Below are 25363 nucleotides of genomic sequence, written 5' to 3'. Positions count from 1 at the left end.
CGACAGGTCGGCGAAGTGTGACGAGGCGGCCGCTCGAAGCCGGTCGCATTCGGAAGCGTGAATTCCGTCTCAGGCGAAAGTCAGGGATCGTTCAGCTTCAGGGCATTTCGAGCAACACGACGTAAGTGTCGGTCCCGCCGGCGATGTCCAGCCGCCAGCCGCCGTGGAATTCGTCCGGATCGACGCCGCGCCAGTCGAGCACGGTCAGCGTCACGTCGGCCGGCGCCAGCACCGTCGCCCGCAGCCGGCCGGCGGTCACGGTCCGGCCCGCGATCACCGGCCGGGCCGGCAATTGCAGCTGGAACACCGCTCGGGTGCCGGGGGTCGTCGCGAAGCGGTCCTCCACCCGCAGCCGGCCCGGGGCGAAGTCCAGCCGGCGGACCCAGCGCTTCACCGGCGCGTCCTCGCCGTAGGCCGGGGTCAGGTCGGCGTCCACGTGGAGCGCGCCGTCGACGCCGGGCACCACCGCCATCGCCGAGCGCGTGTCCGGGCACTGGTGCACCACGCGGTCGTCCGCCGGCCCCTGGCATTGCCGGCCGATCGGGGCGTCGCGCTCGAACCGCAGCACGTTGTGGGTCCCGGTGCCCTGCTGCAGGCCGCTGTGGCTCCACAGGTTTTCCGGCGCGGCCAGCCAGTCGCCGCCGAACAGGGTGAAGCCGCCCTGTTCCTGGTGCGCGTGGCTCTGGTCGTACGGGCCGGCGACGAACGCCAGCCACAGCGCGTCGCGGGTCCAGTCGGTGCGCGCGAACAGATGCCCCGTGCCCGTCGCGTGGTGGAACAGCGCCGTCGGCGGCGTGCCGCCCGCATCGCCCGCAGGCAGCAGGTCGTGGCGCAGGTTGAAGCCGCTGCGCATGCGCGGCACCGCGATCGCGTGCAGCCACCACGACGCCTGCGCCTTCGCCTGCACATCGTCGGTCAGCAGCCGCGCTTCAAGCATCAGCCGGCGGTGGTAGTCGTACAGCTCGGGCACCGACGAGCGCGACTGGTCGCCGATCGGCGCGAAGCGGTCCAGCGTCGGCACCGGCGCATGCGTCCAGTAGGCGATGTCGTCGCGCGCGAGCGTCGCGCACAGGCGTTCGCCGGTGGCGTCGCGCCACAGCCGGCAGAACGCGAGCAGCCGCATCTGCGCCACGCCGTAGCCGGTGCCTTCGCGGCTGCCGCCGCCGCGCAACTGCGCCAGCGCGTCGCGCAGCGGCGGCAGTTTCTCCTCGCGCAGGAAGCGCATCCACTCGTCGCTGCCCGAGGCCAGCGCCCACGTCAGCGTCGCTTCGAGGAAGCTGTAGTGGTAGTTGTTGCCGGGATCGTCGGTGGCCCAGCCGGTCCACGGCCGCGGCCGCAGGCCCCAGTGCGCGCGCAGCGGATGCCAGACGTTCCACACCGCTTGCTCGGCGTACGCCGACCAGCGCGCCTGCATGTCCGCATCGATGCGCGCGCGGCAGCTGTCCAGCGTCATCGCCAGTGCGGCGATGCGCGGGCCGACGTCGAGATACGAATCCGCGGCGATCTCCGGCGCGTCGCCGGCGTCGATCGCGCGTTCGGCCGCGCGCACTTCGTCGTCGGTCATCCGAATGGCGAGCGTGCAGTACGCCGGCTGCGTATCGAGCCGGTCCAGCAGCGCGGCGTCGTACGCGGAGAAGCCGTCGTCGGGTTGGCCCATCACCGCGAGGTCGACCCAGCGCTTGAAGCGCGCGTAGGCCGGCGAAGTGCGATCGACGTACGACAGGTCAATCGGGATGCCGGCGCGGCGCGGTGGCGGCGAAGCCGTGTCGTCGCGCGTGCAGCCCCCGATCGGCAGCATGAGCAGCAGCGCGATCAGGCCGCCCGTGACGATGCCGCCGCGCGTCCTGCGCCTGCGTCGATCCTTCGCTGCGCGCATCGGTCAGCGGTTGTGGTAACTGAAGGTGAGGCCGACCGTGCCGCGCTCCGCGTCCTGCCCCGGCACGGTGCTGCGGCGCTGCCAGTGCTCGACCTGCGCCTGCACGCTCCAGTGCCGGCTGCGCTGCAGGCGCGCCCAGACGCGCACGCGGCGCTGGTCGTCGACGCGATCGAGCTGCGCGTAGTCGGTGCGGTCGAGACCGGCGCTCAGGCCCAGCGTCAGCGTGCGGCGCGCGCGGAACGCGACATCGAGCACGCCGCCGCGACTGTCGCGATCGAACGCCGCGCTGCCTTCGTAGCGGATGCGGTTGGCGTGCGGCACGAACGTCACGTGCCAGCGTTCGGTGGTGCGCGCGTATTCCACTTCCAGCCGGCGTTCGAGGTAGGGCGTGGCGTCGACCACGATGTCGCCGGTGGGCACGGTGTCGGGCAGGCCGCTGTCGGCGCTGACCGCGGCCAGGCGATCGCTGGCGATGTCCGAGAACTGGCTGCTCAGGCGCAGGCGCATGCGCTGGCGATCGTCCGGGCGCCACGCCAGCGTCGCGCGCAGCAGAGGGTCGTTGCGCGCGTCGGCCGTGCCCGTCGGCGTGCGCATGTCGTGCAGGCGCGAGAGGCCGGCGTCGAGCGTGAGATCGAAGCGGCTCAGCGCGCGCGTCCAGCGCGCGTACACCTGCGTGCGCCGGTAATCGCGCGCGGCCACGTCGTCGCGGAAATCGACGCGCTGGGTGTCGAGCTCGAACGCCAGTCGCGTCCGCGGGTCGAGCCGTCGCTCCGCACGCAGCGTCAGGTCGAAGCGGTCGGCGTCGAAGATCCGGGTGACGTCGGCGGTGCTGCGCACCCAGCGCGCGCCGGCATCGCCGCGCCAGCCGTCGTGGCGACCGAACGACAGCGTCGGCCCGAGCGAGGTCACGTGCACCTGCTGGCGGTTGTCCGGCACGTCGGGCGACAGCGGGTCGACCGGCTGCACCGACAGGGTGTCGGTCCATTCCACGCGCAGGCGTTCGGGGATCGCGGTCCACGTCGCGCGGGCGTCGAGCGTGGCATCGACGTGATCGCGGAAGCGGGCGTCGCCGTAGCGGAACTGCTCGACGCGCCCGGTGAGGTCCAGGTCCAGCGCGGCGCCGGCGTGGGTCGCGGTGAAGCCGAGCCCCGGGCGCAGCACGGTGTCGGCGATCGGATGCGTGTCGGTCAGCAGCAGGTTGTCGTCGCGCACGACGGCGACGTCGGCCACGTAGTCGATGCGCAGCGCGGCGGCCGTGCCCGGCAGCAGGCCCGCGAGCAGGACGATGGCGGCGACGCGGCGCTGGACGGCGGATCGCATGGCCGCGGCGCGGGGGTCAGGGCAGCCGATTGAACACCACGCCGGCGAGTTTCTCCGGCGGGAAGCTGGCGACGGCCTTGTCGATCGCGTCGCTGGCGACCTGGCCTTCGCCGACCACCAGCACCACCAGGTCGGCCAGCTCCGACAGGATCCGCGCGTCCGGCGAACCCTGCACCGGCGAGCCGTCGAGCAGCAGTTGCCGGTTCGGCTGCGCGGCGCGCAGCGCGTCGATCGCCGCGCGCATGCGCAGCGAGCTGTAGCTCTCGCCGGGCGTCTCGCGGATGCGGCCGCTGGGGATCAACTGCAATCGCGGCACGCCGGTCGGATAGATCACGTCCTCCAGCGGCAGCCCGGGGTTTTCGAGGTAATCGATCAGGCCGCCGCGCTCGCCGCCCACGCCCAGCGCCTCGTGCTGCGCCGGATGCATGGCGTCGCAGTCGATCAGCAGCGCCTGCCGGGTTTCGTCGAAGGCGAAGGCCGCGGCCAGGTTGCGCGCGACGTAACTGCCGCCGCAGCCCGGGCGCACCGGCGCGACGAGGGTGACGAAGTTGCCGCCTTCGGCGTAGCTGCGGCCGGCCAGCGACAGCAGCCGCGTGCGCAGCTCGCGGAAGGCGTCGGCGTGGCGGCGCCCGGATTCCTGGCGATGGATGAGCCGGCGTTCTTCCAGCTCGCGCGTGGTCAGCCCGCGGCCGGGCGTGGTGGCGGGCAGCGAGCGGTCGCCCGTCGGTGTGTCGGCGCCGTCGTTCATGCGTGCACCTGGCGGAAGAGATACGCCAGTCCGTAGGCGAGGAAGACCGCGGCGACCAGGCCCGCGGCCAGTGCGGTGCGCGCGTATTCGTGGCGGCGATCGCGGCGCGTGCGGTTCGGCGGCACCACGGTCAGCACCGGATAGTTGCCCTGGCGTTCGATCTGGCCCGGCGCGCGCACGCGCGGGTCGAACTTCACCAGCAGGAACAGCAGTCCCAGCGGCACCGCGATGCCCGCGGCCAGCCCGCCCAGCCCGACGTGCAGCGGACGCAGGCCGCTGGGCTGCACCGGCATCTGCGCGGGATCCTGGATGCGCATGGTCAGGCCGCGGCGCTCGCGGTCCAGTTCCATCGACACCCGCGCGTTCTCGCGCCGGCGCAGCAGGTCCTGGTAGATGTCGCGGTTCACTTCGTAATCACGGGTGAGCTCGGCCAGCGTGCTCTCGGACGCCGCGATCCGGCGGCTGCGGCCCAGTTCCTCGTCCAGCAGGCTCTGCGAGGCGCTCATGCGCGACTGCGCCGCGGCGATGTCGCTGCGCGTCTGCCCCAGCTGCTGGCGCAACTGCTGGTAGACCGGATTGGCGCGCACCGTGGCCTCGTCCTGCGCGCCCGGCGTGCGGCCACGGCGCTGCTCGGCTTCCATCGCCGCCTGCAGGTCGGCCATCTGGTGGCGCACGCGGATCACGTCCGGATGCTTCTCGGTGTAGCGCAGCAACAGGTCGTCGAGCTGGTTCTGCAGGTCGATCAGCTGCGTGCGGTACAGCGTCTCGCGGGTCTGCACCGCGGTCACCGCCGATTCGCCCGACAGCTGCGCCGCCAGCGTCTGCTCGCGCGAGCCCAGCTCCATCATCGACATCCGCGTCTGCTCGACCTGCGTGCGCAGCACGCCGATGCGCGCGTTCACGTCGGCGGCGCTGCCCGGCTGCGCGTCGGCGTTGTCGGAACGGTAGGCCTGCAGGTTGGTTTCCGCCTCGGTGAGCTTGGCGTGGTAGTCGCCGACCTGCTTGTCGATGAACTCGTAGGCCTCGCGGCTCTCGCGCTCCTTGCTGGCCAGGCTTTCGTCGATCAGCAGGTCGGCCATCGCCGAGGCGACCTTGTAGGCGCGCTCGGGCTCGCTGTCGAAATAGGTGATCTGCACCAGGTTCTCGCGCGCGTTGACGATCCGGGTGCGGTCGCGCAACTGCTCGATCATGCGCTCTTCCTTCACCGGCGACGGCTTCTCGTCCAGCCACCCGCCCACGGCCAGCAGCTTCTCCATCACCTTGTGCCCGAACACCACCTGCCGGGCGAGGCCGGCACGGTCGACGGCGCGGGTGGAGACGGCGCGGTTTTCCAGCAGCGGCTGGATGATGTCGCTTTCCTGCGCCAGCACCGAGGTGGTGACGATGTACTTGCGCGGCAGCAGGAACAGTCCGACCAGCAGCGCGGTGATCGCGATCGCGGCGAAGATCGCCGCCAGCACCAGCTGGTAGCGCTGTGCCTCGCGCAGCATCGCCGGCAGCAGTTCGCCCGGCGTCAGCGCCCCGGCCTGCGCACCGGCGCGCGCGGCGGGGCTGCGTCGCACGGGCAGCGTCGGGACGTTCATCAGAACGTGCGCTCCGGGACCGTGATGATGTCGCCGGCGACGACGGGGTAATCGGTATCCAGTTCGCCGCGGTCGAGGATGCGGTCCAGCTTCACCGGCATCGCCTGTGCGCCGGCCGCGGTCCTGCGATGCAGGACGGTGCGGGCGGTGGCGGCGAACTCGTTCGGGCCGCCGGCCGCGAGCACCGCGTCGAGCACGGTCATGCCGGGGCGGAAGGGGATCGACACCGGCTGGCGCACCGCGCCGGTCACCCGCACCCGCGACAGGTATTCGTGGCTGCGCAGTTGGGTGAGGATCACCGCCACCTGCGGGTCGCGCACGTAGGCGGCGAGCCGCTCCTGGATGTCCTTCGCGACTTCCGGCGGCGTGTGGCCGCCGGCGGACACGTCGCCGATCAGCGGCACCGAGATCATGCCGTCCGGCCGCACCGGCACGGTCACGCCGAGCTCGGGATTGCGCCAGACCGCGACCTGGACCACGTCGTCCACGCCGATGTGGTACGTCGCCACGACGGGCGCGGCCGCCGGGTCCGCGGGCGAGGCGGTTTCGGCCGGGACGGCGGACGGATCGGCGGCCATGGCGGCGAAGGGAAGCAGCAGCGCGAGGCACAGCGCCCGGACGCATCGGAACATCGACATGGACTTCCCCCGGGCAAGTGCTTGCATTCTAACGGGATTCGCGAAAGTTTGAGGCCAGTCACAAAACGGAGGGCGAGGCGCGGGTGGCTGGCCGGGTCCTGCATGACGAAAGGCCGCTCGCGCGGCCCTTCGTGGCGTGCCCGGGCGGAAGGACTCAGTCCTTCAGCGGCTTGGCCGGCTTGAGCTTGCCCGCGACCGCTTCGAACGCGGCCTGGGTGGACGGCGAGATGTTCGGCCGGCCGGCGAGGATGCCCATGCCGATCGCGCCGCTGACGAAATAGGTTTCGCCGGCCTCGACTTCGATGTTCAGGACGTCCTTGGCTTCGGAATGGACGACGTAGCTGTGGGCGCCCGGCGCGACCTGTGCGACGAAATAGGTGTTGTTGCGCAGCTTGCCGAGTTCGACGTCGCCTTCGCGCACGATGAATCCGATGGCGGCGCCGAGCATCTTGCTCGGACGGAAGAACACGATCTGGCCCATGCCTTCGGTGGGCGGCTGCAGGCCGGCCGGCAGTGCGGCCGCCACGGCGGCTTCGGCCGGCTGGGCGGCAGCGGGCGCGGACGGCTGCTCGGCCGCGGGCGCGCTGTCCTGGGCGGCGGCGCCGAAGGCGATGGAAAGAGCGACGGCGGCGAGGGCGGTCGTGGCGAAATGACGCATGGAAACTCCTGGGTGTGGTGTGGTCGACATCATGGTGAAGGAACGGCGTCCGCTGCAGTGGGTGCGGGCCGGGCGACTTCCTGCGCGCTCGACTGGGAACTGCTGCCGGCATGGCCCGCATCGTCGGGGGAATGGGGTTGGACGGGGGTTGCCGGTGGCAGGGTCGCCGGGCCGGCGAGCTTCGCTTGTGCCCGGGTGCCGGCGGGCACCTCGACCTGGCCGCCGTTGATGACGAATCCCACCAGCGGCACCCAGAAGGCGGCGTCGGCATGACTCTTCCCGGCGCCCCCGAGCTTCATCCCGCGCAGCGGAAGGTCGCCCGAAGGCGCCCGCAGGAAGCGGGCGGCGAGGATCAGCTCGCCGGCCTTGCCGGCCATGCGGGCACGTTCGGCGTGCACGACTTCGCCCTCGCCTTCCGTGCCGGCGGGCAGCACGAGGGTGCCGCCCGCGTACACGGGTTCCACCAGTCGCAAGGGAAAGCGCTGTCCGCGCTGCGCGGTTTTCGTGTTGAGCGTCTCGACGACCTCGATCTGCACGAGCGTGCCGTCGGCGAGGACGCAGCATGACGACGCGCCCGTTGCGGTGGCGACGGCATCGGTCGGCGCGGTGGCGGCGACATCGTCGGGTGCGGACGACCGCGCGCTGGCGAAACATGACGCGAACAGCAGGCCGGCGAGCAGCGCCGGAGAGTATCTGGATGCCATGTTGCCCCCCTGTGGGCGAATGAGGATTGAAACTCCGGAAGCGCCCGTGACGTGGACGCTTCGCGGGTGTCCGCGCTCAGCCCTCCCAGGCCGGCAGCTTCTTCTTCACCGCCACGTTCTTCAGCGTCACGTACTTCGGGATGCCGTCGCGGCCGTAGGGCGGCGGGGCTTCGCCGCGGATCAGCGGTTCGAGGTAGGCGCGGGCGGCGGCGGTGATGCCGTAGCCGTCCTTGCGCAGGAAGTTCGCCGGCATGATCTTCTCGTGGTTGGCGACCTTCTCCAGCGGCGCGGCCTCGATCTTCCACTTGTACGGCGCGTTCGACGTGCGCTTGATCACCGGCATCGTCGAGTTCAGGCCCTTCAGCGCGAACTGCACCGCCGCCTTGCCCGCGGCCATGGCCTGGTCGAGGTCGGTCTTCGAGGCGAGGTGGCGCGCGGAGCGCTGCAGGTAGTCGGGCAGGGTCCAGTGGACCTTGTAGCCCAGTTCGTCCTTGACCTTGCCGGCCAGGTACGAGGCCACGCCGCCCAGCTGGGTGTGGCCGAACGCGTCCTTGCCGCCGCCGGCGTCGGCGACGAACTTGCCCTCGGCGGTGCGGATGCCCTCGGAGGCGACGACGACGCAGTAACCCACGCGGTCGACCACCTTCTTCACGTGCTTGAGGAAATCGGCCTCGTCGTAGGCGCGCTCGGGGAACAGGATCAGGTGCGGCGCGGCGTCTGGCCCGTTGCCGGCCAGGCCGGCGGCGGCGGCCAGCCAGCCGGCATGGCGGCCCATGGCCTCGTAGACGAAGACCTTGGTGGAGGTCTCGGCCATCGCGGCCACGTCCAGCGCGGCCTCGCGCACCGACACCGCGGTGTACTTGGCGGCCGATCCGAAGCCCGGGCAGCAGTCGGTCACGGCCAGGTCGTTGTCGATGGTCTTGGGCACGCCGATGCAGGTCACGGGGTAGCCGTATTCGGCGGCCAGCTTCGACACCTTCAGCGCGGTGTCGGCGGAATCGTTGCCGCCGTTGTAGAGGAAGTAGCGCACGTCGTGCGCCTTGAAGACCTCCAGCAGGCGCTCGTACTTGGCGCGGTCCTGCTCCAGCGACTTCAGCTTGACCCGGCAGGAGCCGAACGCGCCGCCCGGGGTGTGGGCGAGGGCGCGGATGGCGGCCATCGATTCCTTCGAGGTGTCGATGAGGTCCTCGCGCAGCGCGCCGAGGATGCCGTTGCGGGCGGCCAGCACCTTGACCTTGCGGGCGCGGGCCTCGGCGATGACGGCGGAGGCGGAGGCGTTGATGACGGCGGTGACGCCGCCGGACTGGGCGTAGAGCAGGGTTCCGGATGCCATGGTCGGGGATCGAAGGAGTGGAAGGGCGCCGGCCGGGCCGGGCGAGGCCACCGGACGGGACGCACCAGTCTACCGGTTTGCGGCCCGCGGCCCGGCGGGCGGGACCCCGGCGGCCGGTCGCTGCGATTTTGGTCGTAGACGGTTGGGCCCGGCGCGGCGAGCGGTTAAGCTGGGGGCGACACGGCCTGTGGCGGCCTCCGCGCCCGGGTCCTTATTCCTTTATATATCTGGAGCATGCGATGCGACTGGTTCTTCTCGGCGCCCCGGGATCGGGCAAGGGTACACAGGCGGTTCGTCTGAAGGACCATCTGCAGGTCCCGCACATTTCCACCGGCGACCTGCTGCGCGCCGAAGTCGCCGCCGGCACCGCCCTCGGCCTGCAGGCGAAGGAAGTGATGGCCCGCGGCGACCTGGTCTCCGACGCGATCCTGCTGGGCATGCTGGAGGACCGCCTCTCGCGTCCCGACGTCGCCCACGGCTTCATCCTCGACGGCTACCCGCGCAACCTCGCCCAGGCCGACGCGCTGGGCCAGTTGCTGGGCCGCATCGGCCAGCAGATCGAGCACGCCGTCCAGCTCGACGTCGACACCGAACTGCTGGTCGAACGCATCGCCGGCCGCGCCCGCGAACAGGGCCGCCAGGACGACACGCCCGAAGCCGTGCGCAACCGCCTCAAGGTCTACAACGACGTCACCGCTCCGGTGGTCGACTTCTACCGCCAGCGCGGCATGCTGAAGGTCGTCGACGGCGAAGGCACGATGGACGACGTGTTCACCCGCATCGTCGAAGCGATTTCCGTGGGTGTGGATGTCGGTTGACCGAGGGGTAATGGATGCCGGCCGAAATTTCGACTGATGCTGTCGGCATTCTTTCTTTCCTGTTGCCGGGCTTCTTGGCGTCATGGCTGTTTTATGTCCTGACATCCCACGCCAAGCCATCTCAATTTGAGAGAGTCACTGAGGCCTTAATTTTTACCTTTCTGGTCCAGGTGTTTTTGCCAGTTGTTCGGTGGTCCTGTGAGTGGGTAGGAAGTTATTTCTCCTTTGGAGATTGGGGAAAGGAATCTGAGTTAGCTTCCTCTTTACTTTTGGCGGTCTTGCTCGGTGTTTTGGTCGCTTATCTGACCAACAATGATTCTTTCCATGGCTGGTTGCGCACTAAGGGCTTTACAAGTCGAACGTCATATCCCTCGGAGTGGTATTGCGTCCTCTCAAGGGTTGTGACTTACGTCGTTCTTCATTTCCATGATGGTAGGCGCCTCTACGGTTGGCCGAAGGAGTGGCCGATTGATTCGGACAAGGGGCAGTTCTACATTCAAGATCCGATGTGGATTGATGAGAGCGGTCGCTACATGGATATGACGGAGCTCGAAGGGATAATCGTGAGAGTGCAAGATGTCAGATGGGTCGAGTTCTGTGTTCCAGAAGCCAGTTCGAGAGGAGAGTAGATATGCCGCATGGGACCAGAGGTTCAAATCCGCCTCCCCCTCCGGGACGTGGTAATAACTCCAACCCGCCCTCGCCTGGAGGAAGGCCTCCTCCGCCTAGGAATCCTCCTCCTGCGCCTCGTAAAGGTTAGTTCTTGATTGGTATCGGCTCTTTTTCGGTAATTGCCCCTTGAAACTCCACATCCTCGGCATCTGCGGCACCTTCATGGGCGGCGTCGCCGCACTGGCGCGCGAACACGGGCACGTCGTCGAAGGCAGCGACCAGTCGGTGTATCCGCCGATGTCGACGCAGCTTGAACAGCTCGGCATCGCGCTCGCGCAGGGCTACCAGGCCGACAACATTTCCGCCGACTGCGACGAGATCGTGGTCGGCAACGCGCTGTCGCGCGGCAATCCGGCGGTCGAGTTCGTGCTCGATCGCGGGCTGAAGTACACCTCCGGCGCGCAGTGGCTGGCCGAGCACGTGCTGCCGGGCCGCGACACGCTGGCGGTCGCCGGCACCCACGGCAAGACCACGACGACGACGATCCTGAGCTTCCTGCTCGATCGCGCCGGGCGCGATCCGGGCTTCCTGATCGGCGGCGTGGCCGAGGATTTCGGCGTGTCGGCGCGCGTCGGCAGCGGCCGCGAGTTCGTGGTCGAGGCCGACGAGTACGACACCGCGTTCTTCGACAAGCGCAGCAAGTTCGTGCACTACCGGCCGCTGGTGGCGATCCTCAACAACCTCGAATACGACCACGCCGACATCTTCCCCGACGTGGCCGCGATCCAGCGCCAGTTCCACCACCTCGTGCGCACCGTGCCCGGCCGCGGCCGGCTGATCGTCAACGGCGAGGACGCGCGCCTCGACGAAGTGCTGGCGATGGGCTGCTGGACGCCGGTCGAACGCTTCGGCCTGCTGCGCGAGGGCATGGCCGACGACGCCTTCCACTGGGGCGCGCGGCTGATCGAGGCCGACGGCAGCGCGTTCGCGGTGTACCGCGCGGGCGAGCGTCTCGGCGAGGTGCGCTGGCCGATGCTCGGCCTGCACAACGTGCTCAACGGCCTCGCCGCACTGGCCGCGTGCGCAGCGGTCGGCGTCGAACCGGCGATCGTGATGCCCGCGCTCGCGGAGTTCCGCAGCGTGAAGCGCCGGCTGGAAGTGATCGGCACCGCGCAGGGCGTGACCGTCTACGACGACTTCGCGCATCATCCGACCGCGATCCGCACCACGCTGGAAGGCCTGCGCGCGAAGGTCGGCGCCGCGCGCATCGTGGTCGCGATGGAGCCGCGCAGCAATTCGATGCGCCTCGGTGCGCATGCCGACGCGCTCGCGCCGTCGCTGGACATCGCCGATGCGGTGGTGTTCCTGCATCGGCCCGAGCTGTCCTGGGACGCGGCGAAGGTGATGGCGCGCGTCCGCGGCGAATCGCGCACCGCGCCGACCGCCGATTCGCTGATCGCCAGCCTGCGCGCGCTCGTGCGCGACGGCGACCACGTCGTGTTCATGTCCAACGGCGGCTTCGACGGCGCGCCGCGGCGGTTCCTCGCTTCGCTGCACTGAGTCGCCGCGCGGCACCCGGCACGGACATGCCGTGCCGGGCGCGTCGGATCAGCGCAGGCTGGTGCGCTGGCGCACGTAGGCGGGATTGATGACCTCCTCGCCGTGGGTGAACAGCGTGCGTCCCGCGCAACAGCAGCAGTAGCAGTAGCACATGCTCGCGCCGAGCGGGCCGACCTTGAAGCCGTACTTCTCGCCCTTCGGCAGGTACATCCAGTCGCCGGCGGTCAGTTCGATGCCGTCGTAGAAGATGCTGCCCGACAGGATGAAGCGCACGCCGTCGTCGTCGTGGGCGTGTTCGCCCACGCTCGCGTCCGCTGCGGCGGTGGTGATGAAGAACTGGCCGGCCTCGACGTGGAACGGCAGCTGCCACTTGCGGAAGCCTTTCGGCAGGCCTTCGTCCACCGCGAGCAGATTGCACAGCTTGACGGCCTCGGCATCGCGCGAGGTGAGGATGCGCCGCTGGCGTTTGAGGCCCGCTTTCGCGAAGGCTTCGTCGATGCGGGCGAGGCCGTCCTTGAACGGGATGTGGGCGGGCTGGAAGTGCGTTTGCATGGGAACCTCCTGGTCATGTCCTTGCGGAAGTGCAACCGTGGGTGCCCCTTCGCCTTCCCTGGCGTCCGTCCGTGAAGAGGCAATCGGGTCAACGCCGCCCCGGCGCGGGAACGGACATCGCCACCGTGTTTCCGTCGTGGCGAAAGCGCGGTGCTATCGCAATCCACGGACATATCGCCGTGGGCGATCGCGGTGCCGTCGCGACGCCCGCCGACGGGCTGCTAGAGTGCTTGCATGAACGACGAACTTCCGCCGTTGCCGCTCTTTCCGCTGCGCACCGTGCTGCTGCCCGGCGGCGCGCTGGGGCTGCGCATCTTCGAGACGCGCTATCTCGACATGGTCCGTGATTGCGGGCGCAGCGGCACCGGCTTCGGCGTGTGCCTGATCCTCGATGGCGCGGAGGCCGGTGCGCCGGCGACGCCCGCGGCGGTCGGCACCGAGGCCCTGATCGAGGATTTCGACACCACGCCCGAAGGGCTGCTCGCGCTGCGCGTGCGCGGCATGCGGCGTTTCCGCGTGCGGCAGACGCGGGTGCGCGCGAACGGGCTGGTCATGGGCGACGTCGACTGGTGTGCGCCCGATCCTGACGATCCGCTGCGGCCGGAGCATGCCTTGCTCGGCGACGTGCTGCGGCAGACGCTGGAGCGTGCCGGCACCCGCGCCGTCGACGTGCCACAGGCGCGGTTCGACGATGCCGCGTGGGTGGGCTGGCGTCTGGCCGAGCTGCTGCCGCTGGACGACGCGACGCGCCAGGCGCTGCTGCAGGAAGACGACCCGCACGTGCGGCTGGATCGGCTGATCGTCGCGATCAGCTGATCGCAACGATCACATGACGCTGCCGTCGGCGGGCAGGTCGCAGTCGATGCCGTCCACGCGCACGCGCAGCACGGGGCGGCCGCCGTCGGGGTGCGGCGATTGCGCCTGCGGCAGGTCGGCGAGCGCTTCGCGCACGCGCACGTGCGCGCCGTCCGGATCGCCGCCTTCGGGTCGCCACAGCGCGATCGCCGGCAGCGGCCGCACGAACCGCAGGGTCTGCGTGGTGCCGACCCACAGCGGGCGGCCGTCGGTCAGCGTCGCCGGGGCGCGCCACAGCCGCAGCACGATCGCTTCGTCCTGGCGCGCGCCGGGTCGGCGCATGAGCAGGGCCTCGGCTTCGGTGTCCAGCGTCGCCGGCAGCACCGGCTGCCGCGCGGGCGGGCGCTTGGCGTCGAGCAGGCCGAGGGTGGCGATCCAGTTCGCCTGTGGCTGCACCCGCCAGCCGCGGGCCTGCAGCCGTTCGCGCACGGCGTCCAGCGGGCCGGCGACCTGTACGTCCAGCGGCCAGCGACGGGCGTCGGCGGTCTCGTCGCGTTGCGCGGGCAGCGTCTTCCAGCCGTCCGACCACCAGGCGTCGGCGTCGAGCGTGCGCGTCGGCGCCGCCACCGCGTAGTGCTTCAGCACCGACTCCACGCTGCGCGGCCCGTGCCACACCGCGGCCACCGCGAAGCCGGCGTAGAACAGCGTGGCCGCCGGCCGGATCCAGAACGATCGCCCGATGTGCCGGCGGTAGGCGATGCCCAGCACCAGCAGCCACAGCACGCCGAACAGCGCGCCGGCGATGACGTCGCTCAGCCGGTGCGCGCCGAAATACAGCCGCGCGAAGCCGAGCAGGGCGACCATCGCGCCGGCGACGAGGTACGGCCACACCCGGCGCCGGCCCGGCAGTTCGCGGCCGATCAGCACGGCGAAGAAGCCGAACACGATCGTGGTCATCGTCACCGGGAAGCCGAAGCCGTCCGGCGTGACCGCCAGCCCCGGCGCGACCGTCGACAGCCCGAGCACGGCGGTGAACACCAGCCCGAAGGCCACCGCCGCCAGCCAGTGCGCCGCGGCGGCGAAGCGGCGGCGCCACAGCAGCCAGGCCATCGCCAGCGCCATCGCCGGCAGCAGCACCGCGGCGTCGCCGATCGACGACAGCGCGGCCAGGAAGTGGTCGGCCAGCGGATTGCGCAGGCGGATCATCGTCGCCTGCACCGCGCGGTCCAGCGCCAGCGGACCGCCATGGGCGAGGGTGGCGCCGAGCAATGCGAACCAGCCCCAGCCGATCGCGATCAGGCACGCCGCCAGCATCGCCAGCGACGCCGATTCCGGCCGCTGCGGCTGGATCAGCGGCGCGGCGTAGCGCGACAGCCGCGGATGGGCGCGGGTCCAGCGCAGCGCGCGCGCCAGCAGGCGGTCGGCGTGGTCGGCGAACCAGCGCCACGTGTACAGCACGACCGCCCAGACCAGCGCCAGCACCGCCACCAGCGCCAGCAGCACCAGCGTGAGGCGGTCGGCCACCGCGGCCACGGCGTCGTACGAGGCGCCGAACACCCAGCCCGGCGCGAGGAAGCAGGCCGCCCACAGCGCTGCGGCGAGCAGGCTGGCCGGCACGTAGCGCTTGAGCGGCACCCGCAGCATGCCGGCCACCGCCGGCACGAACGGCCGCACCGCGCCCACGAAGCGGGCTATTACTATCCCGGTGGCGCCGTGGCGCTTGAACAGGCGCTCGCCGCGGTCGATGAACTGCGGATAGCGGCGGAACAGCCAATGGTCGCGCATCGACGCGCCCCAGCGATGGCCCAGCCAGTAACTCAGGCCGTCGCCGGCGAACGCGCCCAGCGCGGCGCAGACCAGCGCGTACGGGCCGTCGAGGTGGCCCAGGCCGATCAGCGTGCCCACCGCGAACAGCAGCGGCAGCGCCGGCACCACGATGCCGACCACCGCCAGCGCGTCGCAGAAGGCGATGAGGAAGATCACGCCGCCGGCCGCCACGCGGTGCGCGACGATCCAGTGGGTCAGGGCGTCCAGCCAGGCGCTGGTCATCGGGCCATGCTCGTCATCGGGCTGCTTGTCGTCGACCGGCTCGTCATCGGCCTAGTATCGCAGGCCGGCGTGACCGCGCCCCCACCATGCGGCTCGCGGACGCGGAGGACGCCGACCCCGAGATCGTCCCGGGTCCTTACAATCGCGGGATGTCTTCCGAGGCCATCGAAGAGCGGGCGCTGAAGTCCGACAGTTTCGGCCGCATCGCGCTGATGCGCGGCGCCGACGGGCTGTTCGTGCGCCGCGACCTGGCCCACGTGCCGCTGTGGCTGCGGCTGCCGGCCTGGTGGCTGGCCCGGCGCGAGGCCCGCGGCCTGCGCCGTGCGCTGGGCGCCGAGGCCGTGCCGCAGCTGCTGGCCTGGGACGGTCGCCGGCTCGATCGCAGCTACCTCGACGGCGCGGCCATGTACCAGCGCCCGCCGCGCGGCGACGTCGCCTACTTCCGGCTGGCGCGACGGCGGCTGCTGGCGCTGCACCGGCGCGGCGTCGCCCACAACGATCTGGCGAAGGAAGCGAACTGGCTGGTGCTGGCCGACGGCACGCCGGCGATCATCGACTTCCAGCTCGCCGTCTGCGGCCGCCCGCGCTCGCGCTGGATGCGCCTGCTCGCGCGCGAGGACCTGCGCCACCTGCTCAAGCACAAGCGGACCTACTGCCCCGAGGCGCTGACGCCGGTCGAGCGCCGGCTGCTCAAGCGCACCTCGTGGGTGCGCGACCTGTGGTTCCGCACCGGCAAGCCGGCGTACCGCTTCATCACCCGGCGCGTGCTGCACTGGGAAGACAACGAAGGCCAGGGCCCGAAGCCCTGAGACATCCACACCGAGATCCCCGATGACCACCCTGTCCGGCAAGACCCTCTTCATCACCGGCGCCTCGCGCGGCATCGGCCTCGCGATCGCGCTGCGTGCCGCACGCGACGGCGCCAACGTCGCCATCGCCGCCAAGTCGTCGGTGCCCAATCCGAAGCTGCCCGGCACCATCCACAGCGCGGCCGCGGCGGTCGAAGCGGCCGGCGGCCGCGCGCTGGCGCTGAAATGCGACATCCGCGAGGAGGACGAGGTCCGCGCCGCGGTTGCGGCCACGGTCGACGCGTTCGGCGGCATCGACATCCTCGTCAACAACGCCAGCGCGATCTGGCTGCGCGGCGCACTCGACACGCCGATGAAGCGCTTCGACCTGATGCAGCAGGTCAACGCCCGCGGCAGCTTCCTGTGCGCGCAGGCCTGCCTGCCGCACCTGCTGCAGGCGCCGAATCCGCACATCCTCACGCTCGCGCCACCGCCGTCGCTGGACCCGAAGTGGTGGGGCCCGCACACCGGCTACACGCTGGCGAAGATGGGCATGAGCTTCGTCACGCTGGGCCTCGCGGCCGAGTTCGGCGCGCAGGGCGTCGCGGTCAACGCGCTGTGGCCGCGCACGGTCATTGCGACTGACGCCATCAACATGATCCCCGGCGTCGACGTCGCCATGTGCCGCAAGCCGGAGATCATGGGCGACGCCGCGCACGCGGTGCTCACGCGCGCCGCCGCCGGCTTCCACGGCCGTTTCCTGATCGACGAGGACGTGCTGCGCGAAGCGGGCGTATCCGACTTCGACGGCTACGCGGTCGATCCCTCGAAGCCGCTGCTGCCCGACCTGTTCCTCGATTAAGTGTTCCTCGACTGACGCTTTCCGGCCGCGCTTTCGGCCGCCCCCACGGAGCCTTCCCCCATGAAATACCTCCACACCATGGTCCGCGTCCGCGATCTCGACGCCTCCCTGCGCTTCTACTGCGACGGCCTCGGCCTGAAGGAGATGCGGCGCATGGAGAACCCCGGCGGCCGCTACACGCTGATCTTCCTCGCCGCCGACGAGACGCCGTCCGCGGAGGTCGAACTCACGTACAACTGGCCGCCGGAAGACGGTTCACCGCCCGAGGACTACGGCAGCGCCCGCAACTTCGGCCACCTCGCGTTCCGCGTCGCCGACATCTACGCCACCTGCGCGCGGCTGCAGGCGATGGGCTACACGATCCACCGCCCGCCCCGCGACGGGCACATGGCGTTCGTGCGCTCGCCGGACCTGATCTCGATCGAACTGCTGCAGGACGGCCACCTGCCGCCGCAGGAGCCCTGGGCCTCGATGCCGAACACCGGGAGCTGGTGATGACGACGCACGACGCCACCGCCGCGCTGGTCGAACTGGGCCAGCGCTACACCCTGCCGGTCTACAAGCCGCGGCAGTTGATCCTCGAACGCGGGCAGGGCAGCCGCGTGTGGGACATCGAAGGCCGCGAATACGTCGATTTCGCCGGCGGGATCGCCGTCTGCGGGCTGGGCCACTGCGATCCGGAACTCGTCGCGACGCTGACCGAACAGGCCGGCAAGCTGTGGCACACCAGCAACGTGTTCTACAGCGAACCGCCGGTGCGGCTGGTGCAGGAACTGGTCGAGGCCTCGCGCTTCGCCGAACGCGCGTTCCTGTGCAATTCCGGCACCGAGGCCAACGAGGCCGCGATCAAGCTCGTGCGCAAGTGGGCGACCGCGCAGGGTCGCGCGCCCGATCGCCGCGTCATCGTCACCTGCCACGGCAGTTTCCACGGCCGCACGCTGGCGGCGGTCACCGCGACCGCGCAGCCGAAGTACCAGGCCGGCTACGAGCCGCTCCCGGGCGGGTTCCGTTACGTCGATTTCAACGATCTCGCCGCGCTGGAGGCCGCGATGGCCGCCGGCGACGTCTGCGCCGTGATGCTCGAACCCGTGCAGGGCGAGGGCGGCGTGATGCCGGCGCAGGACGGCTATCTCGCCGGCGTGCGCGCGCTGTGCGACCGCCACGACGCGCTGCTGGTGCTGGACGAGATCCAGTGCGGCATGGGCCGCACCGGCCCGCTGTTCGCGCACTGGGCCGACGGCGTGGTGCCCGACATCGTCACCCTCGCGAAGGCGCTGGGTGGCGGCATCCCGATCGGCGCGCTGCTCGCCGGCCCGAAGGTCGCCGAGGCCATGCAGTTCGGCGCCCACGGCACCACCTTCGGCGGCAACCCGCTGGCCGCCGCGGTCGCGCGCGTCGTGCTGCGGCGGCTGCAGTCGCCGGAGATCGTCGCGAACGTCGACTGGCAGGCCGCGGTGCTGCGCGCGGCGCTGGAGACCGTCAACGCCGAACTCGACGTGTTCGCCGAAGTGCGCGGCCGCGGCCTCATGCTCGGCGCCGTGCTCGCCCCGCAATACGCCGGCCGCGCCGGCGAGATCCTCGACCTCGCCGCGGACGAAGGCCTGCTGCTGTTGCAGGCCGGCCCCGACGTCCTCCGTTTCGTGCCCGCGCTGAACATCGACGAAGGCGAAGTCGCGCAGGGCCTCGGCCGCCTGGAGCGCGCACTGCGGGCGTTCGTGGACGCCGGTCGCTGATCGCCGCTCCCACAGGAGCGGTTTGCTTCAGGTGGCGCTGCTGGCCTTGCTCCTGTAGGAGCGCCGGAAGGCGCGACGAATTCCGGAAAGCCCATCCGGAGCCTGTCGCGCCTTCCGGCGCTCCTGCAAGGCGACAGGCTTCATCGGCCATGCCAAGGGCTTTTGTGGGAGCGGCGCAAGCCGCGACGGCCGGTGGACAGGCTTCCCGCAGCCAGTCGCTCCCACAGGAGAGGCCGGCAGCAGTTCATGCGGCCGTGCCGTTGTGCTTGCACAAGCGCCTGTAGCCTGTCCTGCAGGAGCGCCGGAAGGCGCGACACACCTGAAGCGTGTCCCGTGGGAGCGATGGAAGTCGCGACGATTCCCGGAAAGCCTTTCCGCAGCCCGTCGCGCCTTCCGGCGCTCCTACAAGGCGACAGGCTTCATCTGCCATGCCAAGGGCTTTTGTGGGAGCGGCGCAAGCCGCGACGGCCGGTGGACAGGCTTCCCGCAGCCAGTCGCGGCTCCCGCCGCTCCCACAGGAGAGGTCGGTGTCGAAGAGAAGGTCGCCAAGATCGAGGTGTCCCCCGAAGCAGAACCCGCGCGCTCAGCCCAGCGCCTGTCGCAGATCCTCGATCAGGTCGTCGACGTGCTCCAGCCCCACCGACATCCGCAGCAGGTTCTGCGGCGAGCGCGGATTCGGGCCTTCGACCGAGGCGCGGTGCTCGACCAGCGATTCGCAGCCGCCCAGCGAGGTGGCGTTGGTGAACACGCGCAGTTTCCCGGCCATCGCCAGCGCCGCCTCGCGGCCGCCGCGCAACTGGAGGCTCATCATCCCGCCGAAGTCGCGCATCTGCCGCGCGGCGACGGCGTGGCCCGGATGCGACGGCAGGCCGGGCCAGTTCACGCATTCGATGGCCGGGTGCGCGGCGAGGAATTCGGCGACGCGGCGCGCGTTCGCGCAGTGCATCGCCATGCGTGCGCCCAGCGAGCGGCAGCCGCGCAGCGTCAGCCACGCACTGAACGGCGCCAGCGTCGCGCCGGTGATGTGCAGCCGGTGCGCCACCTTTTCCGACAGTGCGCCGCGTTTCGCGAACACCAGCGCACCGCCGAGCACGTCGCTGTGGCCGCCGAAATATTTCGTCGTCGAATGCATCACGACGTCGGCGCCGTGGGCGATCGGCCGCTGCAGCAGCGGCGTGGCGAAGGTGTTGTCGGCGACGACGACCGCGCCTGCGGCGTGGCCGAGTTCTGCCAGCGAGGCGAGGTCGCTGACCTTCATCAGCGGGTTCGACGGCGTCTCGATCCACAGCATCGCGATGCCGCCCGCGCACGCCGCGCGCACCGCGTCGAGGTCGGCCATGTCGACGGCGACGGCGGTGATGCCGCGCTCCGGCAGGAATTCGGCGCAGAGCATGCGCAGGCCGGTGTAGCAGTCGTCGGGGATCAGCACCCGCGCGCCGTTGGGCAGGCATTCCAGCAGGCCGGTCATCGCGGCCATGCCGGAGGCGAACGTCGACGCCTCCTCGCCGCCTTCCAGCGCCGCCAGCGCCTCGCGCAGCCGGTCGTTGGTGGGATTGCCTTCGCGCTGGTACTCGTAGCCGGCGATGCGTTCGCCCGACGGTCCGTGGCGGAAGGTCGTGGCGAGGTGGATCGGCGGCGCGACCGCGCCGGTGGCGGGATCGGCTTCGTTGCCGACGTGGACGGCGGTGGTTTCGGGGCGCGCTTCAGGAGACATGGGCAGGCAGTTCCGGCAGAAGACCGAGGGCGGCGAGCGCGGCGTGCAGCGACGCCGGCGAGCGGTAATGGTGGCTCATCATGCCTGCGCGGCGGGCGCCGTCGACGTTGTCCTCACGGTCGTCGCCGAACAGCACGCGCGCCGGGTCGACGGCGAGTGCCGTGGCGCAGCGCAGGTAGACGGCGGGATCCGGCTTGCAGCCGCCGAATTCGCCCGAGCAGCGCACGCGCCCGGCGAAATGCGGCGCGAACGCCGGGCACAGCGTGTCGAAATGGTCGCGGACCAGCGTGCCGTTGTTGGTGAGGATCGCGCGGCCGCAGCGGTCGGCGAGGGCTTCGACCAGCGCCAGCACCGCCGGCCGCGGCGTCATCGCCGCAGCGCGCGCGGCGACGCAGTCCGCGACCGACACCGGCGTGCCCAGCGCCTCGGACAGCGCGCGTGCCACGCCGGCGGTGTCGACGCGGCCGTGGTCGGCCTCGGTTTCCAGTCCCGAGTCGAACAGCGCCGCGTGCACCGCGTCCGCGTCGCGGCCGATGCGTTCGCCCAGCGTGCGGCAGCGGACCTCGCGACGATAGTCGACGAGCACGTCGTCGAGGTCGAACAGCACGAGGCCGATGCGCATGCGGCCTAGAGCGCCGCGAACGACGCCCGCGCGGCGTCGAGCGTCGCCGCGATCACCGCGTCGTCGTGCGCCATCGACAGGAAGCCGGCCTCGAACGCCGACGGCGCGAGGTACACGCCGCGTTCGCGCATCGCATGGAAGAAGCGGTTGAACGCGGCGGTGTCGCCGGCGGTCGCCTGCGCGTAGGTCTCGACCTTTTCGGCCGTGAAGAACAGGCCGAACATGCTGCCGACGCGGTTGGTGCTGAACGGCACGCCGGCGGCGCGGGCGGCGTCCTCGAAGCCGGCGCACAGCGCGGCGGTGCGCGCGTCCAGCGTCTCGTAGAAGCCGGGCGCCTGGATCAGTTCCAGCATCGCCAGACCCGCGGCCATCGCCACCGGATTGCCGCTGAGCGTGCCGGCCTGGTAGATCGGGCCGGACGGCGCGATCTGCCGCATCAGGTCGGCGCGACCACCGTAGGCGCCGACGGGCATGCCGCCGCCGATGATCTTGCCGAAGGTGCTGAGGTCCGGCGTGATGCCGTACACCGCCTGCGCGCCGCCGAGCGCGACGCGGAAGCCGGTCATCACTTCGTCGAAGATCAGCAGCGCGCCGTGCTGCGTGCACAGCTCGCGCAGGTGCCGCAGGTAGCCCGGGCGCGGCGGGATGCAGTTGGCGTTGCCGACGACGGGTTCGATGATCACCGCCGCGATCTCGCTGCCGATCTCGTCGAACAGGCGCGTCGCGCCCTCGAAGTCGTTGTAGCTCAGCGTCGCGGTGAGTTCGCTCAGGCCGGCGGGCACGCCCGGCGAGGTCGGCACGCCGAGGGTGAGCATGCCGCTGCCGGCCTTCACCAGGAACGAGTCGCCGTGGCCGTGGTAGCAACCCTCGAACTTCACGATCCGGTTGCGGCCGGTGGCGCCGCGCGCGAGGCGGATCGCCGACAGCGTGGCCTCGGTGCCGGAATTCACCATGCGCACCATCTCGCAGCTCGGCACGAGCTTCGTGATGGTCTCGGCCATCGTCACTTCCAGCGGATTCGGCGTGCCGAAGCTCAGGCCGTTGCGTGCGGTGGAAATCACCGCGTCGAGCACCTTCGGATGGTTGTGGCCGACGATCATCGGGCCCCACGAGCCCACGTAGTCGATGTAGCGGTTGCCGTCGGCGTCGTACAGGTATGCGCCGTCCGCGCGCTCGACGAAAAACGGCTCGCCGCCCACCGATTTGAAGGCGCGCACCGGCGAATTGACGCCGCCGGGCATCAGGGCCTGGGCGCGGGTGAAGAGGGCGTGGGAGCGATCGGTCTGCATCGGTGGGAGTCCTGCGAAAAGGGCGGAAAAACGGGAGTTCAGAGCGCGTCGTCGAAGCAGCGCCGGTACGCGGCCGCGGCCGCGACGGGATCGGGCGCGTCGAACACGCCGCTGATCACCGCCACGAGGTCCGCGCCGGCGGCGATCACGTCGCGGGCATTGTCCGGCGTGATCCCGCCGATAGCCACCCGCGGCAATCCGAGCGCCGCGCTGTCGCGCAGCAGGCCGGGCGTGGCGCGGCGGGCGTTGGGTTTGGTCGTCGAGGGGAAGAACGCGCCGAAGGCGACGTAGCTCGCGCCCGCCGCCGCGGCCGCCCGCGCCCGCGCGAGGTCGTCGTAGCAGGAGACGCCGATGATCGCGTTCGCCCCCAACCGCGCCCGGACCGCGGCCGCGTCGCCGTCGTCCTCGCCCAGGTGCACGCCGTCCGCGCCGACGGCGACCGCCAGGTCGGCGTCATCGTTCGCGATCAGCGGCACGCCCGCGGCGCGGCACAGCGGCAGCAGCGCCGTCATCTGGCGCTGCCGGAGCGCGGCATCGGCGACCTTGTTGCGGTACTGGAGCAGCGCCGCCTGGCCCAGCACGGCGCACACGCGATCGAGCAGCCGGCCGGTGTCGGGCTCGTCGGGGGTGATCAGGTACAGCCCGCGCAGCGGCGGGACGGGGAGCGGGGAGGGGGTCATCTGGAGGATCGGCCGCACAACCGGCAGAATGGGCATTCTGGATACAAGGACATTATCCGATGAACCCCGCCGATGAGGCTTCCCGCCGCTACCGCTGCACCACCTGCTACCACATCTACGACCCGGCCGAGGGCGATCCGGACTCCGGGATCCCGCCGGGAACGCCGTTTTCCGAGCTGCCCGACGACTGGTTCTGCCCGCAATGCGGCGCCATCAAGTCGGATTACGAGCCGATGCCCTGACCTCGCCGCCGCGCTTCCGGCGCGGCGCACGGGATGGGACAATCATCGTTTCCCCAGAACCCGAGAAATTGCCCGATGAGCGAGACCGCAAGTTCCGTCGTCTATCGCACCTGGATGTGCGTCGTCTGCGGTTTCGTCTACGACGAAGCGAAGGGGCTGCCCGATGAGGGCATCGCGCCGGGGACGCGCTGGGAAGACATCCCGGACACCTGGACCTGCCCGGACTGCGGCGTGACCAAGTCCGATTTCGAGATGGAAACGGTCTGACGCCCGTGGCGGGCGCCGCCCGCTTGCCGTCATGTTCCCCGACGCCGTGGCCTTGTGGCCGCGGCGTCGTCGTTTCCGGGCCCGGCGCCGGGCGTCAGTGCAGCGGCAGATGCCGCGCGCCCTGTTCCACCAGACGGTCGCGGACCGTCTCGGCGTCGTCGGCTTCCGGCTGGATCTGCAGGTAGCGGCCGAGGTCGCGCGATGCGCCGGTCGAGTGACCGAGTTCGAGATAGCCCAGCCCGCGATCGCGCAGGGCCTCGGCGTTGTCCGGCGACAGCCGCAGGATGCGGTCCGCGCAGCGCACCGCCTGCGGCCAGTCGCCGCGTTCGGCGTACAGCGCGTGGAGATTGCGCAGCATCCGCACCAGGATCGCGCGGGGCGACGCCGGGACGAGGATGCGCATCAGCGCTTCGTCCGGCACCGGCTCGCCGAAATGCGGCTGCGCCCGCTGGCGCAGTTCGTCGGCCGACAGCGGCCGCCCGCGGTTGAACGGATCCATCACCAGCATGCCGTCGTCCACCGGCAGGCTCACCAGGAAATGCCCCGGGAAGGACACGCCTTCCAGCGCCACGCCCAGCCGCCGCGCCACTTCGATCAGCACCACCGCCAGCGAGATCGGATTGCCGAGCCGGCGCGCCAGCACGTCGTTCAGATAGCTGTTGCGCGGGTCGTAGTACTCCGCGTGATTGCCGGCGAAGCCCAGATCCTCGAACAGGTGGCGGTTGATCGCCTGCATCTTCAGCGGCGCTTCGTCGATCGCCGCCACGGCGTCGCGCAGGGCTTCGGCGTGCGCATCGATCTGCGCCTCGCAGGCCGCCACGTCGAGGTCCGGATACTCGTCGCGCGCGATCAGCAGCGCGCTGCGCAGCAGCGGGACCTCTTCGTCGGCGAGCGTGGCGAGGGCCGACCAGTCGGGCAGGGGCATGGGAGCGTTCATGGCGGCAGAGTGCGGGCCGGGCCGGGCGCGGACAAGCCCCGATCGACGATGGTTCAGTGGCCGGGCGGGATGTCCGGGCCGAAAGTCAGCTGCGCGCCGTTCTTCAGTCCGATCGCCGATGCCTGTCCGGCGTTCAGTTCCAGCACGTAGCGGGCGGGTGCGTCGCTGGGATAGGGCGGGCAGCGGTCGCCGAGCGAGCACGGCGGCACGTCGCGCTGCTGCGACACCAGTTTCCGGGCATCGTCGAAATACAGGATGTCCAGCGGGATCTTGGTGTTCTTCATCCAGTACGCGAGCGGCATCTGCTCCTCGTGGATGAACAGCATGCCGTGGTCCGCGGCCATTTCCTCGCGGAACATCAGCCCGCGCGCCCGTTCCTGGCCGTCGTCCGCGATCTCCACCGCGTAACGCTTTCCGTTCAGTTCCACCCAGTGGTCGCTCGCCTCGCCGCAACCGCTGGCGCACATGCCAAGGAACAGGACCACTAAACCGAACACGCGCATGACCGGAACTCCTCAGGTGAAAGCGCGACGATCCCGGGCCGGGGCGGGCCGCGTCAAGAGGACCGTCGAAGGGGCTTCCCAAAGTCGATGTTGCCGTGCACAATGCGCGCCCTCGCAGCCGGAACCCACGGGTTCAGGGATGCGGGAAACGCAGCAGAATCGAGGGGTTGACGGCTTCGGAAGCCCCCCTATAATGCGCGGCCCGCCAAGTGCTTCGGCACGACGGCGGACAGGTCAGGCGGAAAGTCGGGGTTGACGGAAACGTTAGAGCCGGCCATCATGCAAGACCTTCTCGGCAACGGCGAGCGCCGAAGTTTGAGAAAAGAAAGTTCGACGGGGTGTTGACGGCAACGAAAACTCCTCTACAATGTGCGGCTCACTCGGGCACTTCAGTGCAGCGAGGCGAAACAAAAAAGATGAGGCGCTGAGGCCGATTCTTGAGTTCTTTGACAGTGTGCGCAGGTGACTTGTGCGGGCGTC

General features: G+C 70.5%; 25 protein-coding genes and 1 pseudogene. 10 read left to right on the top strand and 16 right to left on the bottom strand.

The genetic code is table 11. The features are described from left to right. Window positions 1–97 precede the first annotated feature (97 nt). From ACT53Q_RS11900 to ACT53Q_RS11865, 8 genes are all read right to left on the bottom strand, one after another. Complete coding sequence (locus ACT53Q_RS11900; protein ID WP_476186866.1) at window positions 98–1876, bottom strand: hypothetical protein; 1779 nt, start codon at window positions 1874–1876, stop codon at window positions 98–100. Window positions 1877–1879: 3 nt separating this feature from the next. Beyond that, window positions 1880–3196, bottom strand: coding sequence for a hypothetical protein (locus ACT53Q_RS11895; protein ID WP_476186865.1), 1317 nt, complete (start codon window positions 3194–3196; stop codon window positions 1880–1882). Between the two features lie 16 nt (window positions 3197–3212). Further along, complete coding sequence (locus ACT53Q_RS11890) at window positions 3213–3944, bottom strand: P-loop NTPase family protein (protein WP_476186864.1); 732 nt, start codon at window positions 3942–3944, stop codon at window positions 3213–3215. Continuing rightward, window positions 3941–5527 carry an XrtA system polysaccharide chain length determinant gene (locus ACT53Q_RS11885; RefSeq protein ID WP_476186863.1) on the bottom strand — a complete coding sequence of 529 codons (1587 nt, stop codon included), beginning with the start codon at window positions 5525–5527 and terminating at the stop codon, window positions 3941–3943. The genes ACT53Q_RS11890 and ACT53Q_RS11885 overlap by 4 nt, the downstream gene beginning before the upstream one ends. Then, window positions 5527–6165 carry an XrtA/PEP-CTERM system exopolysaccharide export protein gene (locus tag ACT53Q_RS11880; RefSeq protein ID WP_476186862.1) on the bottom strand — a complete coding sequence of 213 codons (639 nt, stop codon included), beginning with the start codon at window positions 6163–6165 and terminating at the stop codon, window positions 5527–5529. Before ACT53Q_RS11880 ends, ACT53Q_RS11885 begins: the two co-directional genes overlap by 1 nt. A 154-nt stretch (window positions 6166–6319) precedes the next feature. Further along, a complete protein-coding gene (locus tag ACT53Q_RS11875) occupies window positions 6320–6823 on the bottom strand; it encodes a DUF2846 domain-containing protein (RefSeq protein ID WP_476186861.1) in 504 nt (167 codons plus the stop codon). Window positions 6824–6852: 29 nt separating this feature from the next. Further along, a complete protein-coding gene (locus ACT53Q_RS11870) occupies window positions 6853–7527 on the bottom strand; it encodes a hypothetical protein (RefSeq protein WP_476186860.1) in 675 nt (224 codons plus the stop codon). Between the two features lie 76 nt (window positions 7528–7603). Next, on the bottom strand, window positions 7604–8860 hold the full coding sequence (locus tag ACT53Q_RS11865) for a 6-phosphofructokinase (RefSeq protein ID WP_476186859.1): 1257 nt from the start codon (window positions 8858–8860) through the stop codon (window positions 7604–7606). Between the two features lie 239 nt (window positions 8861–9099). Between ACT53Q_RS11865 and ACT53Q_RS11860 the strand changes: the two genes are divergently transcribed. From ACT53Q_RS11860 to mpl, 3 genes are all read left to right on the top strand, one after another. After that, window positions 9100–9678, top strand: coding sequence for an adenylate kinase (locus ACT53Q_RS11860; RefSeq protein ID WP_476186858.1), 579 nt, complete (start codon window positions 9100–9102; stop codon window positions 9676–9678). 14 nt (window positions 9679–9692) lie between these two features. Then, window positions 9693–10307, top strand: coding sequence for a DUF6338 family protein (locus ACT53Q_RS11855; RefSeq protein ID WP_476186857.1), 615 nt, complete (start codon window positions 9693–9695; stop codon window positions 10305–10307). 169 nt (window positions 10308–10476) lie between these two features. After that, window positions 10477–11850 (top strand): UDP-N-acetylmuramate:L-alanyl-gamma-D-glutamyl-meso-diaminopimelate ligase, encoded by a 1374-nt coding sequence (gene mpl / locus ACT53Q_RS11850; RefSeq protein WP_476186856.1) that lies wholly within the window; start codon window positions 10477–10479, stop codon window positions 11848–11850. Between the two features lie 48 nt (window positions 11851–11898). Here the strand turns inward: mpl and ACT53Q_RS11845 are convergent, their stop codons facing one another. Further along, window positions 11899–12402 carry a hypothetical protein gene (locus ACT53Q_RS11845; protein WP_476186855.1) on the bottom strand — a complete coding sequence of 168 codons (504 nt, stop codon included), beginning with the start codon at window positions 12400–12402 and terminating at the stop codon, window positions 11899–11901. Between the two features lie 234 nt (window positions 12403–12636). Between ACT53Q_RS11845 and ACT53Q_RS11840 the strand changes: the two genes are divergently transcribed. Then, window positions 12637–13218 (top strand): LON peptidase substrate-binding domain-containing protein, encoded by a 582-nt coding sequence (locus ACT53Q_RS11840; protein ID WP_476186854.1) that lies wholly within the window; start codon window positions 12637–12639, stop codon window positions 13216–13218. 9 nt (window positions 13219–13227) lie between these two features. Here ACT53Q_RS11840 and ACT53Q_RS11835 read toward each other — a convergent pair whose 3' ends face one another. Beyond that, entirely contained in the window at window positions 13228–15246 is a 2019-nt protein-coding gene (locus ACT53Q_RS11835; RefSeq protein ID WP_476186853.1) for a bifunctional DedA family/phosphatase PAP2 family protein, read from the bottom strand. A 149-nt stretch (window positions 15247–15395) separates the two neighbouring features. Between ACT53Q_RS11835 and ACT53Q_RS11830 the strand changes: the two genes are divergently transcribed. From ACT53Q_RS11830 to ACT53Q_RS11815, 4 genes are read left to right on the top strand one after another with little or no spacing between them, the layout of a single operon-like run. Continuing rightward, window positions 15396–16055: a protein kinase family protein gene (locus ACT53Q_RS11830; RefSeq protein WP_476186852.1), complete on the top strand. Its 660-nt coding sequence runs from the start codon at window positions 15396–15398 to the stop codon at window positions 16053–16055. 22 nt (window positions 16056–16077) lie between these two features. Then, window positions 16078–16896 (top strand): SDR family oxidoreductase, encoded by an 819-nt coding sequence (locus tag ACT53Q_RS11825; protein WP_476186851.1) that lies wholly within the window; start codon window positions 16078–16080, stop codon window positions 16894–16896. A gap of 60 nt (window positions 16897–16956) precedes the next feature. Continuing rightward, window positions 16957–17391, top strand: a complete 435-nt coding sequence (locus tag ACT53Q_RS11820) for a VOC family protein (RefSeq protein ID WP_476186850.1) — start codon at window positions 16957–16959, stop codon at window positions 17389–17391. Beyond that, window positions 17391–18629: an acetylornithine transaminase gene (locus tag ACT53Q_RS11815; protein ID WP_476186849.1), complete on the top strand. Its 1239-nt coding sequence runs from the start codon at window positions 17391–17393 to the stop codon at window positions 18627–18629. Before ACT53Q_RS11820 ends, ACT53Q_RS11815 begins: the two co-directional genes overlap by 1 nt. A gap of 583 nt (window positions 18630–19212) precedes the next feature. On the opposite strand, the gene ACT53Q_RS11810 is transcribed toward ACT53Q_RS11815, so the two are convergent. The 4 genes from ACT53Q_RS11810 to thiE are packed head-to-tail and all read right to left on the bottom strand — an operon-like array spanning window position 19213 to window position 22934. After that, window positions 19213–20343, bottom strand: a complete 1131-nt coding sequence (locus ACT53Q_RS11810; RefSeq protein WP_476186848.1) for a trans-sulfuration enzyme family protein — start codon at window positions 20341–20343, stop codon at window positions 19213–19215. Then, entirely contained in the window at window positions 20333–20965 is a 633-nt protein-coding gene (locus ACT53Q_RS11805) for an HAD family hydrolase (protein WP_476186847.1), read from the bottom strand. Before ACT53Q_RS11805 ends, ACT53Q_RS11810 begins: the two co-directional genes overlap by 11 nt. Before the next feature lie 5 nt (window positions 20966–20970). Further along, on the bottom strand, window positions 20971–22254 hold the full coding sequence (hemL, locus tag ACT53Q_RS11800) for a glutamate-1-semialdehyde 2,1-aminomutase (protein WP_476186846.1): 1284 nt from the start codon (window positions 22252–22254) through the stop codon (window positions 20971–20973). A gap of 38 nt (window positions 22255–22292) precedes the next feature. Continuing rightward, window positions 22293–22934 (bottom strand): thiamine phosphate synthase, encoded by a 642-nt coding sequence (thiE, locus tag ACT53Q_RS11795; protein WP_476186845.1) that lies wholly within the window; start codon window positions 22932–22934, stop codon window positions 22293–22295. A 59-nt stretch (window positions 22935–22993) separates the two neighbouring features. On the opposite strand from thiE, the gene ACT53Q_RS11790 reads away from it, so the two are divergent. Together ACT53Q_RS11790 and ACT53Q_RS11785 are read left to right on the top strand one after the other, a co-directional pair. Next, on the top strand, window positions 22994–23176 hold the full coding sequence (locus ACT53Q_RS11790; protein WP_476186844.1) for a rubredoxin: 183 nt from the start codon (window positions 22994–22996) through the stop codon (window positions 23174–23176). After that, a pseudogene (locus ACT53Q_RS11785) lies at window positions 23157–23443 on the top strand (rubredoxin). Before ACT53Q_RS11790 ends, ACT53Q_RS11785 begins: the two are co-directional and overlap by 20 nt. A 94-nt stretch (window positions 23444–23537) precedes the next feature. Here the strand turns inward: ACT53Q_RS11785 and ACT53Q_RS11780 are convergent. Both ACT53Q_RS11780 and ACT53Q_RS11775 read right to left on the bottom strand, forming a co-directional pair. Further along, window positions 23538–24380 (bottom strand): SirB1 family protein, encoded by an 843-nt coding sequence (locus tag ACT53Q_RS11780; RefSeq protein ID WP_476186843.1) that lies wholly within the window; start codon window positions 24378–24380, stop codon window positions 23538–23540. A 53-nt stretch (window positions 24381–24433) separates the two neighbouring features. Further along, window positions 24434–24847 (bottom strand): DUF192 domain-containing protein, encoded by a 414-nt coding sequence (locus ACT53Q_RS11775; RefSeq protein ID WP_476187192.1) that lies wholly within the window; start codon window positions 24845–24847, stop codon window positions 24434–24436. Window positions 24848–25363 lie beyond the last annotated feature (516 nt).

The organism is Lysobacter sp. DMC97 (assembly GCF_056313745.1).
The sequence above is the reverse complement of the archived record's forward strand: the minus strand, read 5'-3'. Positions and strand labels throughout refer to the sequence as shown.

Coding starts and splice junctions, on each gene's coding strand:
- ACT53Q_RS11900 (WP_476186866.1), bottom strand. CDS start 1,876: ATGCGCGCAGCGAAGGATCGACGCAGGCGCAGGACGCGCGGCGGCATC.
- ACT53Q_RS11895 (WP_476186865.1), bottom strand. CDS start 3,196: ATGCGATCCGCCGTCCAGCGCCGCGTCGCCGCCATCGTCCTGCTCGCG.
- ACT53Q_RS11890 (WP_476186864.1), bottom strand. CDS start 3,944: ATGAACGACGGCGCCGACACACCGACGGGCGACCGCTCGCTGCCCGCC.
- ACT53Q_RS11885 (WP_476186863.1), bottom strand. CDS start 5,527: ATGAACGTCCCGACGCTGCCCGTGCGACGCAGCCCCGCCGCGCGCGCC.
- ACT53Q_RS11880 (WP_476186862.1), bottom strand. CDS start 6,165: ATGTCGATGTTCCGATGCGTCCGGGCGCTGTGCCTCGCGCTGCTGCTT.
- ACT53Q_RS11875 (WP_476186861.1), bottom strand. CDS start 6,823: ATGCGTCATTTCGCCACGACCGCCCTCGCCGCCGTCGCTCTTTCCATC.
- ACT53Q_RS11870 (WP_476186860.1), bottom strand. CDS start 7,527: ATGGCATCCAGATACTCTCCGGCGCTGCTCGCCGGCCTGCTGTTCGCG.
- ACT53Q_RS11865 (WP_476186859.1), bottom strand. CDS start 8,860: ATGGCATCCGGAACCCTGCTCTACGCCCAGTCCGGCGGCGTCACCGCC.
- ACT53Q_RS11860 (WP_476186858.1), top strand. CDS start 9,100: ATGCGACTGGTTCTTCTCGGCGCCCCGGGATCGGGCAAGGGTACACAG.
- ACT53Q_RS11855 (WP_476186857.1), top strand. CDS start 9,693: ATGCCGGCCGAAATTTCGACTGATGCTGTCGGCATTCTTTCTTTCCTG.
- ACT53Q_RS11845 (WP_476186855.1), bottom strand. CDS start 12,402: ATGCAAACGCACTTCCAGCCCGCCCACATCCCGTTCAAGGACGGCCTC.
- ACT53Q_RS11840 (WP_476186854.1), top strand. CDS start 12,637: ATGAACGACGAACTTCCGCCGTTGCCGCTCTTTCCGCTGCGCACCGTG.
- ACT53Q_RS11835 (WP_476186853.1), bottom strand. CDS start 15,246: ATGACCAGCGCCTGGCTGGACGCCCTGACCCACTGGATCGTCGCGCAC.
- ACT53Q_RS11830 (WP_476186852.1), top strand. CDS start 15,396: ATGTCTTCCGAGGCCATCGAAGAGCGGGCGCTGAAGTCCGACAGTTTC.
- ACT53Q_RS11825 (WP_476186851.1), top strand. CDS start 16,078: ATGACCACCCTGTCCGGCAAGACCCTCTTCATCACCGGCGCCTCGCGC.
- ACT53Q_RS11820 (WP_476186850.1), top strand. CDS start 16,957: ATGAAATACCTCCACACCATGGTCCGCGTCCGCGATCTCGACGCCTCC.
- ACT53Q_RS11815 (WP_476186849.1), top strand. CDS start 17,391: ATGACGACGCACGACGCCACCGCCGCGCTGGTCGAACTGGGCCAGCGC.
- ACT53Q_RS11810 (WP_476186848.1), bottom strand. CDS start 20,343: ATGTCTCCTGAAGCGCGCCCCGAAACCACCGCCGTCCACGTCGGCAAC.
- ACT53Q_RS11805 (WP_476186847.1), bottom strand. CDS start 20,965: ATGCGCATCGGCCTCGTGCTGTTCGACCTCGACGACGTGCTCGTCGAC.
- hemL (WP_476186846.1), bottom strand. CDS start 22,254: ATGCAGACCGATCGCTCCCACGCCCTCTTCACCCGCGCCCAGGCCCTG.
- thiE (WP_476186845.1), bottom strand. CDS start 22,934: ATGACCCCCTCCCCGCTCCCCGTCCCGCCGCTGCGCGGGCTGTACCTG.
- ACT53Q_RS11790 (WP_476186844.1), top strand. CDS start 22,994: ATGAACCCCGCCGATGAGGCTTCCCGCCGCTACCGCTGCACCACCTGC.
- ACT53Q_RS11780 (WP_476186843.1), bottom strand. CDS start 24,380: ATGAACGCTCCCATGCCCCTGCCCGACTGGTCGGCCCTCGCCACGCTC.
- ACT53Q_RS11775 (WP_476187192.1), bottom strand. CDS start 24,847: ATGTGCGCCAGCGGTTGCGGCGAGGCGAGCGACCACTGGGTGGAACTG.